13 protein-coding genes and 1 riboswitch are annotated in these 13,949 nt (G+C 36.0%); of the genes, 9 read left to right on the top strand and 4 right to left on the bottom strand.

Going from position 1 to position 13,949, the window contains the following annotated elements:
* Positions 1 to 117 precede the first annotated feature (117 nt).
* Positions 118 to 1,173: a GGDEF domain-containing protein gene (locus tag DN393_RS20155; RefSeq protein ID WP_149173796.1), complete on the top strand. Its 1,056-nt coding sequence runs from the start codon at positions 118 to 120 to the stop codon at positions 1,171 to 1,173.
* A gap of 80 nt (positions 1,174 to 1,253) precedes the next feature.
* On the opposite strand, the gene pdxK is transcribed toward DN393_RS20155, so the two are convergent.
* Positions 1,254 to 2,078 carry a pyridoxine/pyridoxal/pyridoxamine kinase gene (gene pdxK / locus DN393_RS20145; RefSeq protein ID WP_064476048.1) on the bottom strand — a complete coding sequence of 275 codons (825 nt, stop codon included), beginning with the start codon at positions 2,076 to 2,078 and terminating at the stop codon, positions 1,254 to 1,256.
* A gap of 134 nt (positions 2,079 to 2,212) precedes the next feature.
* On the opposite strand from pdxK, the gene DN393_RS20140 reads away from it, so the two are divergent.
* From DN393_RS20140 to DN393_RS20125, 3 genes are all read left to right on the top strand, one after another.
* A complete protein-coding gene (locus DN393_RS20140) occupies positions 2,213 to 3,784 on the top strand; it encodes a GAF domain-containing sensor histidine kinase (RefSeq protein WP_149173795.1) in 1,572 nt (523 codons plus the stop codon).
* 20 nt (positions 3,785 to 3,804) lie between these two features.
* The gene (locus DN393_RS20135; RefSeq protein ID WP_000695794.1) at positions 3,805 to 4,452 is read left to right on the top strand and encodes a response regulator; all 648 of its coding nucleotides are present in this window, start codon (positions 3,805 to 3,807) and stop codon (positions 4,450 to 4,452) included.
* Positions 4,453 to 4,642: 190 nt separating this feature from the next.
* Positions 4,643 to 5,269, top strand: a complete 627-nt coding sequence (locus DN393_RS20125; protein ID WP_000246726.1) for an FMN-dependent NADH-azoreductase — start codon at positions 4,643 to 4,645, stop codon at positions 5,267 to 5,269.
* A 64-nt stretch (positions 5,270 to 5,333) separates the two neighbouring features.
* On the opposite strand, the gene DN393_RS20120 is transcribed toward DN393_RS20125, so the two are convergent.
* Complete coding sequence (locus DN393_RS20120; protein WP_064476050.1) at positions 5,334 to 6,005, bottom strand: transcriptional regulator YeiL; 672 nt, start codon at positions 6,003 to 6,005, stop codon at positions 5,334 to 5,336.
* 105 nt (positions 6,006 to 6,110) lie between these two features.
* On the opposite strand from DN393_RS20120, the gene DN393_RS20115 reads away from it, so the two are divergent.
* Complete coding sequence (locus DN393_RS20115) at positions 6,111 to 6,806, top strand: YjjG family noncanonical pyrimidine nucleotidase (protein WP_064476051.1); 696 nt, start codon at positions 6,111 to 6,113, stop codon at positions 6,804 to 6,806.
* A gap of 40 nt (positions 6,807 to 6,846) precedes the next feature.
* On the opposite strand, the gene DN393_RS20110 is transcribed toward DN393_RS20115, so the two are convergent.
* Positions 6,847 to 8,079: a chloride channel protein gene (locus tag DN393_RS20110; protein WP_149173794.1), complete on the bottom strand. Its 1,233-nt coding sequence runs from the start codon at positions 8,077 to 8,079 to the stop codon at positions 6,847 to 6,849.
* Between the two features lie 315 nt (positions 8,080 to 8,394).
* Positions 8,395 to 8,499: riboswitch (SAM riboswitch) on the top strand.
* A 93-nt stretch (positions 8,500 to 8,592) separates the two neighbouring features.
* Here DN393_RS20110 and DN393_RS20105 point away from each other — a divergent pair.
* The 3 genes from DN393_RS20105 (at position 8,593) to DN393_RS20095 (ending at position 12,217) form a co-directional block, all read left to right on the top strand.
* Complete coding sequence (locus DN393_RS20105) at positions 8,593 to 9,891, top strand: bifunctional O-acetylhomoserine aminocarboxypropyltransferase/cysteine synthase (protein ID WP_149173793.1); 1,299 nt, start codon at positions 8,593 to 8,595, stop codon at positions 9,889 to 9,891.
* Positions 9,875 to 10,780 (top strand): homoserine O-acetyltransferase MetA, encoded by a 906-nt coding sequence (gene metA / locus DN393_RS20100; protein ID WP_064476054.1) that lies wholly within the window; start codon positions 9,875 to 9,877, stop codon positions 10,778 to 10,780. The genes DN393_RS20105 and metA overlap by 17 nt, the downstream gene beginning before the upstream one ends.
* A 141-nt stretch (positions 10,781 to 10,921) precedes the next feature.
* Complete coding sequence (locus DN393_RS20095) at positions 10,922 to 12,217, top strand: homoserine dehydrogenase (protein WP_064476055.1); 1,296 nt, start codon at positions 10,922 to 10,924, stop codon at positions 12,215 to 12,217.
* 30 nt (positions 12,218 to 12,247) lie between these two features.
* Here DN393_RS20095 and DN393_RS20090 read toward each other — a convergent pair whose 3' ends face one another.
* Positions 12,248 to 12,874, bottom strand: coding sequence for a YczE/YyaS/YitT family protein (locus DN393_RS20090; protein ID WP_064476056.1), 627 nt, complete (start codon positions 12,872 to 12,874; stop codon positions 12,248 to 12,250).
* A gap of 97 nt (positions 12,875 to 12,971) precedes the next feature.
* On the opposite strand from DN393_RS20090, the gene DN393_RS20085 reads away from it, so the two are divergent.
* Positions 12,972 to 13,949, top strand: coding sequence for a LacI family DNA-binding transcriptional regulator (locus DN393_RS20085; protein WP_149173792.1), 978 nt, complete (start codon positions 12,972 to 12,974; stop codon positions 13,947 to 13,949).

Below are 13,949 nucleotides of genomic sequence, written 5' to 3'. Positions count from 1 at the left end.
TATTTTTGCTGTTTCACGTGGAACAGCAAAAATAAATAAAAAACTTTGGGAATTATAGGTATCTCGTATACAATAAAATAAGGAAAGGGATAGATAGACAAGTTGGGAGATTATTTTATGTTAAGGGACTTATTTGTAAACACAACCATTATTCTTTCCTTTATTTTTGTTGGAGGTCAGCTTTTAAGAGATAGGCCGTTAAAAGAAGAGTTTTCTCTTTGGCAGAAATGTGTAGTAGGTATTCTTACTGGAATATTAAGTGTACTGTTGATGCATTTTGGTGTACATATTGAAGATATTATGTTGGATCTACGTTATTTAGCTGTTATTTTGGCAATTATAATTGGAGGTCCGATAGCTAGTAGCATAACAGTTACTATTATATTAATTACCCGATTATTTCTTACTGAGTACTCTTTAGCCTCTGAATTGGCTTGTTATACAATTGTATTGATAGGTTTTGGAATTATTTTCATTTGGCGGATGAAAGCTTCTATATTTAAAAGGTGGATCTGGTTTAATGTATATAGTTTATCTATTTTAACGGTGCCACTTTCTATTTTATTTAAGGATATGTCTATAGTAGCATTATATTTAGTTTGTAGTGGTGTTGCAGCATATATCACATTTATAAGCGCAAATTATGTATTACAATCCAATGAGTTATTTCAAGCGATGAAGCAATACGCAACGATAGATGCACTGACAGGTTTAGGGAACGTAAGACAGTTTGATTTAGAGATGAATCGTCATATTGGTAATAAGCGCATGAAAAATGATTCACTTTGTTTACTACTTATAGATATTGATCATTTTAAGTGTGTAAATGATACGTATGGGCATCCTGCGGGAGATGAAGTATTAAAACAAATGGGGCACATTTTACGAGAAGTTTCAACGTTTCCAGATTTGGCTTTTCGAAAGGGTGGGGAAGAGTTCGCGCTTTTGATACCGCAGAAAGAATTAGCTTGTGGAATGCGTATGGGGGAACAAGTTCGCACGGCTGTTGAAAACCATCCATTTCAATTGCTAAATGGAACAAAAATAAAAATTACAGTTTCAGTAGGAATTTCAGTGTATGAAGAATCACCAGAGCGATTTATTCAAGCTGCTGATGATGCATTATATTACTCCAAAAGAAATGGTAGAAATCAGGTTAGTTCTGCATCTTAAAGATAAGATGACCAGAAGAGTTATAAAAAACACCCACAGAGAGGTAATATATATACTCTGTGGGTGTTTTCATTTATATGTTAGACAAGTTCTTTTGATGCAACGAATTTACGATATGCACCGTGATGTGTTGGGCCTACGTATTCGTTGATCTTGAATGAATAACGGATAGCAGCTGTGATAAATTCTTTAGCAGTTTTTACTGCTTCTTTCACAGTTTTTCCTTTTGCAAGTTCTGCTGTAATTGCAGCAGAATATGTGCAACCTGCGCCGTGTGTATTTGTCGTATCAATTTTTTCTGATTCTAGAAGATCGAATGTTTTTCCATCATATAGGACGTCGATTGCAGTTTCCGTACCAAGCTTGCTACCGCCTTTAATTAGGACGTATTTCGCACCTAAAGCGTGGATTTTTTTTGCTGCTTCTTTCATGTCTTCAAGAGAATTAATCTTTACGCCACTTAATTGGTAAGCTTCAAATAAGTTGGGTGTTACAACTAATGCCTTTGGAACAAGAACGTCACGTAAGCAATCGTTCGTTTCAGGATGTAATGCTTCATCAGCACCTTTACATACCATAACAGGGTCAACTACTACATTTTTGAAATTATGTTTTTCGATTGTTTCAGCAACCATTTCAATAATTTCTACTGATCCAAGCATACCTGTTTTTAAAGCATCTACTCCAACACCTTCAATTGTCGTTTCTAATTGTGGTTTTAATGTAGAAGCTGGGATTGGGAATACGTTATGTGCCCAACCGTTATGTGGATCCATCGTTACGATTGTCGTAAGAGATGTCATTCCGTATACACCAAGTTCTTGGAATGTTTTTAAATCTGCTTGTATACCAGCACCGCCACTTGTGTCAGAACCAGCGATAGTAAGTGCTTTATTTAATGTCATTATGAAGTCCCCCTCAAGTGATATAATGAAAACTGTGTTTTCACCATTATATCAATGTTACGAATAAGTACAAAGTGAAAAGTAGATGATTTACTTTAGGGGCGATTTAAAATCTTGTATGTAGGAGACGAATTATGTTTCAAGAGAATCGTACGAATGAATTAGTTATATTAAAAGAGATTGCAGAGACGTTGAACACCTCAAATGATACATATCATGTGCTGCAAGCTGTGTTGGAAAAACTGTTGAATGTAACAGGTTTAACGACAGGATGGATATTTCTTGCGGATGAAAATGGTAGATATACAAAATTAATTGATTATCAATTACCAGAGGGATTAAGATTTGAAAATAAACGACCGATGTGTGAGGGGAATTGTTGGTGTTTACACCGATTTGTGGAAGGGAAACTAGAGAAAGCCGTTAATATTATTGAATGTAAGAGAATTAATAATGCGGTTGAATATAACTGGGGAGATACAGAAGGGATTGTGCATCATGCGACAGTGCCACTAAAAGCGGGTGGAGATGAATTTGGCGTATTAAATGTGGCTAGTCCAGGTAAAACGCATTTTTCTGAAGAAGAGTTAGTGCTATTACAATCAGTTGCTTTCCAAATTGGAACAGCATTAAAACGCACAAAATTGTATGAAAATGAAAAGAGAAGGGCTCATTATTATGTAAAGTTAGACCGCTTTATTCAAGCTTTAAGGACGATTCATAAATTTAATGAATTGCCTGAGGAGATTGTAAAGCAAATTGGGAAGTTATTTCTATGGGAGCAAGTTGTATTCTTTATTAGAGAAGAAAATGAACTTGCTGTAAGGGCCTCATATAAGATAGATGAGCTACAAGAGGATTTGAAGTCAGCGGCACAGGAAGCTCTGAAAAAAGAAGAGTCTGTTTTGTTAAAGAGTCAGGTTGGGAATATCGTACATCCTAATCGTGCAGTTATTGCCATTCCCATACATATTCAAGATCATATATTTGGCGTACTAAGTGTAAGTTCGAATAATGGAGAATTTGATATAAATACAATAGATGTAGTACAGGCGTTAGCCAATCATATATCGTTAATGATAGAGAACTTAAGGTTAAATGAAAAGCGCCGAGAACTTGTACGAATGGAAGAACGTAATCGTTTAGCTAGAGATTTGCATGATTCTGTTTCACAAAAGTTGTTTTCATTAACTTTCATGACGAAAGGTGCCGAAGCCGTCTTAAAGGGGAAAAACGAAAAGGTAGATCAGTCTTTGCATGAGATACGTGAGTTATCGCAAGGTGCTTTAAAAGAAATGAGGACGTTAATTTGGCAACTACGTCCAGCAGGATTAGAGAAAGGACTATTACCAGCTTTAAAACAATATGGTGAAAGTTTGGGATTGAAAATTCGGGAACAAGTTACAGGTGTGCGTGATTTACCGCGCGTAGTAGAGGAAGCACTATGGCGAATTGGACAAGAAGCTTTAAATAACGTAAGTAAACATGCGAATGTCAGAGAAGCGGCGATTTATTTCAAAGTGACGGAGAAGAATGTATCATTAGAAATAGTCGATCAAGGAAACGGCTTTGTAGAAAAGGATATAAAAGAGAAGAAATCACTCGGTATGACTACGATGCGAGAAAGAGTAGAATTAGTCGGTGGAACAATTAAAATTGTAAGTGATAAGAAAAGAACAAGTGTAAAAGTAAAAGTACCATTATGATGTGAAAATGAGGGAAGTTTGTGAAAATAAAAGTATTGTTAGTTGATGACCATACAGTCGTTTTAAAAGGATTAGCATTTTTCTTAAGTACACAGGAAGATTTAGCGTTAGTTGGAGAAGCAAATAATGGGAAAGAAGCGTTAGTGAAAGTAGGGGAAACGAATCCTGATGTTGTATTAATGGATTTATATATGCCCGAAATGGATGGTGTCGAGGCGACGGCGTGCATCAAAAAAGAATATCCGAATGTGAAAGTAATTGTATTAACTAGCTTTTCTGATCAGGCGCATGTTTTACCAGCGTTAAGGGCGGGGGCAAGTGGGTATATTTTAAAAGATGTAGAACCGGATCAGCTTGTTGAAGCTATTCGAAGCGCATATAAAGGTAATATTCAATTACATCCGGATATAGCAAATACTCTTCTCTCTCAAACATTACCTGTGGAAGAAAAGGAAGAAGAACCTTCTATTCAAGTGGATGTGCTAACGGCGAGAGAAAATGAAGTGTTGCAGCTATTAGCGAAAGGGATGAGTAATAAAGAGATCGCTTCTGTTTTAGTTATTACAGAAAAAACGGTAAAAGCGCATGTAAGTAGTATTTTGAGTAAGTTGAATTTATCTGATCGCACGCAAGCAGCATTATATGCAGTGAAAAATGGAATTGTATAAGACAAAAGTCGTAAGACCTAGTTCGCCTTTAGAAGGTGGACTTTTTTTATAGAAAAATACGTCTATGTGAGGACGAAATTGTCTTGATATAAAGATAAAATATGTTTGTAAGCAACAAAACAACAATTACAAGGGATACCTTTTTTGAAAGCATATAACAACAGAAGAGTGAGTACTAGGAGGAAAAACAATGGCAACAGTTTTATTTGTAAAAGCAAACAACCGCCCAGCGGAACAAGCAGTTAGTGTGAAATTATACGAGGCATTTTTAGCAAACTATAAAGAAGCACATCCAAATGATACAGTAGTAGAACTTGATTTATATAAAGAAGAATTACCATATGTAGGCGTAGATATGATTAATGGTACATTCAAAGCAGGTAAAGGGTTTGATTTAACGGAAGAGGAAGCAAAAGCAGTAGCAGTTGCTGATAAGTATTTAAATCAATTTTTAGAAGCTGATAAAGTCGTTTTCGGTTTCCCATTATGGAACTTAACGATTCCAGCAGTGCTACACACATATATTGATTATTTAAACCGAGCTGGCAAAACGTTTAAATATACGCCAGAAGGTCCAGTTGGTCTAATTGGAGATAAGAAGATTGCATTATTAAACGCGCGCGGCGGCGTATATTCTGAAGGTCCAGCAGCTGAAGTAGAAATGGCTGTTAAATATGTAGCAAGCATGATGGGCTTCTTCGGTGCAACAAATATGGAAACAGTAGTTATTGAAGGACATAACCAATTCCCAGATAAAGCAGAAGAGATCATTACAGCTGGTCTTGAAGAAGCAGCTAAAGTAGCAAGCAAATTTTAATTGAAAATAGAATCGTCACTCGAAAAAAAGTAGCATTAACAGGTAAACGTTAATGCTACTTTTTTTATATTTTAAGTTCGTCAGCCAGTTTTTCTAATTGAATTCGATCTAGTATGTAATAGGTTCTTCCGTCTTTTTTTAAGTAATTTTGCTGGCAAAACTGGTTTAATACATATAAAAGATGGCGGTAGCTGACATTTAGGTATTCCGAAGCTTCGGTATGTTTTTCTGTATAACTGTTATTTTGTCCTGTTAATAGAATAAACGCCGCTAATCGATTTTCGAACGGATAACTATTGTTTTTGGCGTAACTTTCTGTTCGGGTAATTGTTTTTTCACCGATAAATTTGCATAGTTTCTGTAGAAAGGTAGCATCTTGCAATAAAAGATGCTGACAATTTTTAAGGGGGAGCGCCAAGCACATACAATCTTCAAGTACTTCCACCGTTTTCGTAACGGATTCAACGCCGATTAAGCCTAATTCCCCAATGAACGAAGGGGCTTGAATAAAGTTAATTAAGGAGACCCTCCCATTTTTGTGGCTCATATATATTTTTGCTTTTCCGGAAATTAAGTAATAAAGATAAGGAACATCAACGCCTTCATTACATATCCTTTCTTTCTTTTGAAAAGAATGTAGTTCAGCATATGGTAAGACATCAAAAGAAAAAAGAGTATGGAAGTTGGAAGTTTGCACGTAATGAGAGATTTCCTTGCTATTTTTGCTAACTTTCATGTTTTCACCTCATGTTTAGTATGAGATATCTCCTATTATGTTTACAAGAAGGAATGATACGATTTACGTAAATTTATTTTGTAGAAAAGAGAGTGTGAAGGGATTATGAAAAAATATAAAACATTGTTATTTGATGTAGATGATACATTGTTAGATTTTCAAAAAGCGGAGAAAATGGCGTTACGTATGCTGTTCGAAGAGAACGAAATCCCTCTAACTAGAGAGGTTGAAGCGCAGTATAAAAAAATTAATAAACACCTTTGGGAGGCTTTTGAAGAAGGGGAAATAAATCGTGATGAAGTCTTAAATACACGATTTTCGATTTTGTTTAAAGAATACGGGGAAGAGGTAGATGGGATATTATTCGAAAATAATTATCGTAGTTACTTAGAAGAAGGAAATCAGCTCATGCAAGGTGCATTTGAATTCATAAGTCAAATTCAAAGTGAGTACGATTTATATATAGTGACAAACGGTATTTCTCAGACGCAAGATAAACGTTTACGTAATGCAGGATTACATGCCTTGTTTCAAGATATTTTCGTTTCTGAAGATACAGGATTCCAAAAGCCGATGAAAGAGTACTTTGATTATGTTTTTGAACGAATTCCTAATTTTGCTCCTGAAGAAGGGCTTATTATTGGAGATTCGTTAAGTGCTGATATGAAAGGCGGATATGTAGCAGGAATTGATACTTGTTGGTTTAATCCAGAAATGAAATCAAATCATAGCGAGATTGTGCCAACATATGAAGTGCAAAATTTTGAAGAGTTATATGCATTATTGAAGCAACGTGTGTAATAAAAATAGGCAGTGGAACTTTTGTCCCTACTGCCTATTTTTATTCGTTTGTAGCTTCGTTGTTTTTAGGAAGTGGAAATGCATTACCAATCGCTGCCGCTCCAAGCATCGGTAATAGTAAATTGAGCGGGAAAAACATGAGTAATAGTAATGTGATAGCAATTGGTTTTCTTAATGCATAGCTTGAAATTGCTGTCGTGACGATGGCTACCGAAGCGATTGGATCTATCGGGATAATGGAAGCTATAGCATATCCGATACTAGATCCAGCAAATATAATTGGGAAAATATGTCCACCGCGCCAACCTGTATTTAAACAAACGGCAGTAATACATAATTTTAAAACACCTGAAAGAAGTAGTACCCAGAAGGATAAATGACTCCATTCAACGACTAAATCTTTTAATTGGTGTTCTCCTGAGAATAACGTGTACGGGAGAACAGTTCCTGTAATTCCTAATAAAATACCACCGATAATTCCAAGTGATAGTTTGTATTCCCTGAAGGGATGGATTAATTTCTCTAATGTGAATTCAAATTTGAAATAAAAGAAACCAACTATAGCACCAATACTAGCAAGTGGTAGAAAGGCAATCCATTCATTAAGAGAAAGGGAACCTTCCCCAAAATCAACGATAAAGGATCCGCGATTATCGAATTTACTAAGTAATAAATAAATGGAAAAGCCAGCGAAAGTAGTAGCTAAATATACAATTGCTTTTTTTCCTTTGGAAAATTCGTTAATTTGCTCACCCTCATTTTCATTTGGAGCTAAATAACCGAATAATGGCGCGTTAAAAATTACACTTAAAGTAGCACCAATTCCAACCTCTGTTAGTTCATTCATTCCTTTTAATGCGAATGTAAAGCGATCCCCTACCCATGTACAAAGTCCACCGATAATTCCAACAAGTGCTGCTTCGGGACCTAAGCTAGCTCCAAATATTAAAACGATAATTGCAGTTAAAGTAGCTTTATGTACAAAACGGTATTCAATTCTACCTGTTTTTTTATATTCACTCATCACTTCCGGCATAAGACGTGGATATGTGCCGAAGTATTTTTGGGTTAAACCAACGAGAATACCACCGATAGTTGTTACACAAATAGTGTAACACGGGGGAGAAGAGAAAATAGTAGGTAAGTATCCCCAAATAAAGTGAATGCCGATATTTATTGTAACTAAAAATAGCCAGACTGTAGCTCCCACTATAGAGCCTAAAAGAATGCCGTATAGGACGAGTATATAGTGCATGTCCTTTGTGTTTGTCATGTTATACCTCCGTTATGTAAGTTTCAATGTCGAAAGGATTAAATATGCTACTGTGAAAGGAATATGTATAGTATCTTTTTGAGAGGTGGGCTTATTCAATATATTGAGGTCTCGTGAGAGTTTGAAATGTATACAGTTAAACTACTTACTTAATTTTATATAGTAATCGTGGGTTTTAAAAGGTCTTTTTCAAATGAATATGGAATATATTTCTTTTGTTATGCATGTTGAATTTTTTTGTATTTAATTTAGAACATTCAGAAAAACTGATTGACATTAGGAAATTATTGCTATAAAATCAACGGTAATTGCATAGTCTTATCAAGAAAAGGTGGAGGGACAGGCCCGATGAAACCTTGGCAACAGCCGTATAACGGAATTGTGCCAAATCCTGCAGGTAATAATCCTGAAAGATAAGAAAGAGCCTTTAGAGCGTGTTTTCAAACTGCTCCTTTCTTGTTTTCAGGAAAGGAGCAGTTTTTTTATTTTGTATAAAAGAAAGGAGAATGAGAGATGGGAGAATCATGGGGAAAAGGAACAATTTGTGTGCAAGGTGGCTATACACCAAAGAATGGTGAACCGCGTGTTTTGCCACTTTATCAAAGTACAACGTATAAATACGATACTTCAGATGATTTAGCAGCGCTATTTAATTTAGAGGTAGAAGGATATATATATACGCGTATTGGAAATCCTACTTTAGCTGCATTTGAGCAAAAGTTAGCGGATTTAGAGGGTGGTGTAGGAGCTGTTGCAACGGCTTCTGGGCAGGCTGCTATTATGCTTGCTGTTTTAAATATTTGTAGTAGCGGAGACCACTTGCTTTGTTCTTCCACAGTTTATGGCGGAACGTTTAATTTATTTGGAGTGAGTTTGCGTAAGCTTGGTATTGACGTTACGTTCTTTAATCCGAATTTAAGTGCTGATGAAATTGTGGCCCTTGCTAATGATAAGACGAAACTTGTTTATGCAGAGTCGTTAGGAAATCCAGCGATGAACGTTTTAAATTTCAAAGAATTTTCAGATGCAGCGAAAGAGTTAGAAGTACCTTTTATCGTGGATAATACATTAGCAACTCCTTATTTATGCCAAGCATTTGAGCACGGAGCAAATATTATCGTTCATTCTACGACGAAATATATTGATGGTCATGCAAGCTCTTTAGGCGGCATTGTCATTGACGGAGGGAACTTCGATTGGACAAATGGGAAATATCCTGAACTTGTTGAACCGGATCCAAGTTATCACGGCGTAAGTTACGTTCAAAATTTTGGTGCAGCAGCTTATATTGTGAAGGCGCGTGTTCAATTATTAAGAGACTACGGAAACTGTATGAGCCCATTCAATGCGTATATTAGCAATATCGGCTTAGAAACGCTGCATTTAAGAATGGAGCGTCATAGTGAAAATGCTCTCGCAGTTGCTAAGTGGCTTGCTAACCATGAACGTATTGAATGGGTGAATTATCCTGGATTAGATAGCAATGAAAATTACTCGTTAGCACAAACGTATTTGAAAAAAGGTGCTAGTGGTGTTTTAACATTCGGCATTAAGGGCGGATTAGAAGCAGCGAAAGAATTTATCGCAAATGTAAAACTAGCAACTCTCGTAACGCATGTAGCGGATGCACGAACTTGCGTTATACATCCTGCTAGCACAACGCATAGACAATTAAGTGCTGAAGATCAGCGTCTAGCTGGCGTTACATCAGATTTAATTCGTTTATCGGTTGGTATAGAAGATGTTTCTGATATTATTGCAGATTTAGAAGCAGCGCTAGTCGGAGGCAAAGAACATGCCGATCATAATTGATAAAGATTTACCAGCTCGCAAAGTGTTGCAGAAGGAAAATATTTTTGTAATGACGAAGGAGCGAGCAGAAACACAAGATATCCGGGCATTGAAAATTGCTATCTTAAATTTAATGCCTACAAAGCAAGAAACAGAAGCGCAATTACTTCGTTTAATTGGCAACACACCGTTGCAATTAGATGTTCACTTACTTCATATGGAATCACATTTGTCTCGCAATGTAGCGCAGGACCATTTAACGAGTTTCTATAAAACATTTCGTGATATTGAGAATGAGAAATTTGATGGACTTATTATTACAGGAGCACCAGTTGAAACTCTTTCTTTTGAAGAGGTAGATTATTGGGAAGAGCTTAAACGTATTATGGAGTATTCAAAAAAGAATGTAACATCTACGCTTCATATTTGCTGGGGGGCACAGGCTGGCTTGTATCATCATTATGGTGTTCCAAAGCATCCTCTTAAGGAAAAAATGTTCGGTGTATTTGAACATGAAGTCTGTGAGCAACATGTGAAATTGTTACAAGGGTTTGATGAATTGTTTTTTGCCCCGCATTCTCGTCATACAGAAGTACGAGAGAGTGATATTAGAGAGGTGACAGACTTAACATTATTAGCAAATTCTGAGGAAGCGGGTGTTCACCTTGTCATTGGGCAAGAAGGAAGGCAAGTGTTTGCGCTCGGGCATAGTGAATATAGTTGTGATACGTTAAAGCAAGAATACGAACGGGACCGCCAAAAAGGGTTAAATATTGATGTGCCGAAAAATTATTTTAAGCATAATAATCCAAATGAGAAACCACTTGTAAGGTGGAGAAGCCATGGGAATCTATTATTCTCTAATTGGCTGAATTATTACGTGTATCAAGAAACCCCTTATGTATTATAAAAAAAGATTGTGTAACACGTGGCAACGTTTTCTTTGTAAAGATTAACTTATATTTTTCCGAATGTTCAAAAAACATTGTTTTTCAGATTTTTTACTCATATAATTTCATCTAAACACAATTTTTGAGGGGTGGACAGGATTATGAAAGAAATTCAAATTGGTTTATTAGGTCTTGGGACAGTTGGTAGCGGTGTAGTTCGTATCATTACAGATCATCAAGAGCGACTTATCCACCAAGTAGGTTGTCCTGTAAAAGTAACGAAAGTACTAGTACAAAATATTGAAAAAGAGAGAGAAGTAGAGGTACCTTCTACTCTATTAACACAATATGCAAATGAAATTTTAGATAATCCAAATATTGACGTTGTCATCGAAGTGATGGGTGGCATTGATGATGCAAAAGCATATATTTTGCAAGCCTTACAAAGTGGGAAGCATGTTGTGACTGCCAATAAAGATTTAATGGCGTTACATGGGGCGGAACTGTTAGCGGTAGCAAAAGATAATAAAGCAGATTTGTTTTATGAAGCGAGTGTAGCCGGAGGGATTCCGATTTTACGAAGTATCGTAGAAGGACTTTCTTCAGATCTTATTACGAAAGTAATGGGAATTGTAAATGGAACGACAAATTTTATTTTGACGAAAATGTCAGATGAAGGGAGAGCATATAACGACGTGTTAAAAGAAGCCCAACAACTTGGATTTGCAGAAGCAGATCCAACATCAGATGTGGAAGGTTTAGATGCAGCGAGAAAAATGACGATTTTGGCTACCCTTGGTTTTTCTACAAATGTAGAGCTTGGAGATGTAAAGGTAAAAGGGATTACTTCTATTACAGAAGAAGATATTGAATACAGTAAGAGTTTAGGATACACGATTAAATTAATCGGTCTTGCGAAGCGAGATGGTGAAAAATTAGAGGTGACAGTTGAACCGACACTACTTCCAAATACACATCCTCTTGCGGCTGTGCAAAACGAATATAACGCTGTATATGTGTATGGTGAAGCGGTCGGAGAAACGATGTTTTATGGGCCAGGTGCAGGAAGTTTACCGACAGCAACAGCTGTTGTTTCAGATTTAGTAGCTGTAATGCAAAATATTCGATTAGGTGTAAACGGAAATAGTGCGGTATCCCCGCAGTATAAAAAAGTATTAAAAGAGCCAGACGAAATTGTTGTGAAGAAATTTTTAAGACTTCATGTAAAAGATGAAATTGGTGTATTTGCAAAAATTACTTCATTATTCTCTGAGCGTGGCGTTAGCTTTGAAAAGATTATTCAAATGCCGCTTGAAGAGAAAGGGAAGGCTGAAATTGTAATCGTGACGCATCGTGCGTCTCTTGCTGATTATGATTATATTCTACATACGTTGCAAGGGTATGAAGAAATAGATTGTTTGAAAGCAAACTATCGAATTGAAGGGGATGCTAAGTAGTATCCCTTATCATAAAACAGAAAGAGCCTGTTAAGCAGCTTGCTTAACAGGCTCTTTTCTATTTAAAATCTGCGTACCAATTTGAATAAATGCTTGGATAATCCAGCCTGTTGTAAAGGATAAGATGATTGTTCCAAAATAGATAGGTCCATCTAATAAAAAACTTAATGTTAAAAATAAAAACGCTAATGAAATTTCTGTTCTTCTAAATGTCCATTTCTTTTTCTCAGCAACGGTTAAAACGAAAGCTTCTTGAGGTGCTGCGCAAAGGTTTGTAGAGACGTAAAGACCAATCCCAGCTCCAACGAATAGATTTCCGCAAATAAGTGTTATATATTTTGGAAGAGAACGGATAGTGTCCATAATAGTTGTAATGGAACCAATCCAATCAACAAAAAGAGAAATAAGAACCATCGTTACGATTGTACCAATTGTTATTTGTTTTTTATTCCAAAAGAGAACGATAAGGGTAAAAGCAAAATTAATCATGAAAATCCAAAAACCGATACTTACCCCGAAATTTTGATATAGTGCAATAAAGAAGGAATCATAAGGGCTAAGTCCAAAAGAAGTAATTGTCGTCATCATATTAATACCGATGGCGAGAATGAGTAGACCGCCAATGAAAAATATATATTCTAATTTGAATCGGAGCATAGTTGTATATCCTTTCAAAATGTATTTGCTAGGAAAGGATATATTGTGGAAAGCTTACCAGGTCAAGGGAGAATTTTTTCGAGAAGGGGAAAATGAGATGACGAATATAAGGAAGATTGCTGAACTTGCTGGAGTATCTGTTTCAACTGTTTCACGTGTATTGAATAATCATCCATATGTGAATGAACAGAAACGAAAAGAAATTTTAACAATTATAGAAGAATTAAATTATACGCAAAATGTGAATGCAATTCATTTAGTGAAAGGAAAAACGAATGTCATTGGTGTTTTATTACCGCACGTAAATGATCAATATTATAGCGCTATTATCGAGGGAATATCAAAGGAAACAGCAAAGAATAACTATAATATGATGCTTTGTCAGACGAATTATAGTGAGGAAAGAGAATTAGAAATTTTGAATATGTTAAAAATGAAAAAGCTTGATGGGGTTATTATATGTTCCCGAGCAAATAGTAAGGAAAAGCTTGAAGAATATACGAAATTTGGTCCAATTGTTATGTGTGAAGAAATAGACTCGAATTTCATTTCGAGTGTGCATATTAATTACTATAAAGTCTTTTCGCGCGGCATGAAGAGCTTAATAGATGCCGGCCATACAAGTATTGGGTATTGCATTGGAAGAAGTAATAGCATTAATAGTCAGAGAAGAAAACAAGCGTATGAGGATTCGCTTCAACAGATTGCTGTAACACCGATAGAGGCCTGGAAGTTTAAGGGCTGTTTTACAGTGGAAGATGGACGTAATGTAATCAGGGAATGGGTCTGTATGTCAGTGAAACCAACTGCGTTTCTTGTATCTTGCAACCATATTGCAGCGGGAATGGTAACGGAAGCAAAAAAACAAGGAATTCGTATTCCAGAAGATATTACGATTATCGGTTGTGATGATCAAGATGTCGCAGATATTTTAGGCATTACGACGATTTCGTATTCTAGTAAAAATGTTGGCGTGAAGGCATTTGAATTATTATATGAAAAGATTAATGATGAGAAAATAGATGTAAAGCACGTAGAGTTATTGCCAGAACTAGTACATAGGGAAACAACATAA

Origin of the sequence: Bacillus sp. BPN334, from assembly GCF_008368885.1 — a bacterium.
Lineage (GTDB): Bacteria > Bacillota > Bacilli > Bacillales > Bacillaceae_G > Bacillus_A > Bacillus_A wiedmannii.
Note: the sequence above shows the minus strand (reverse complement) of the source record. Positions and strands in the feature narration are given on the sequence as shown.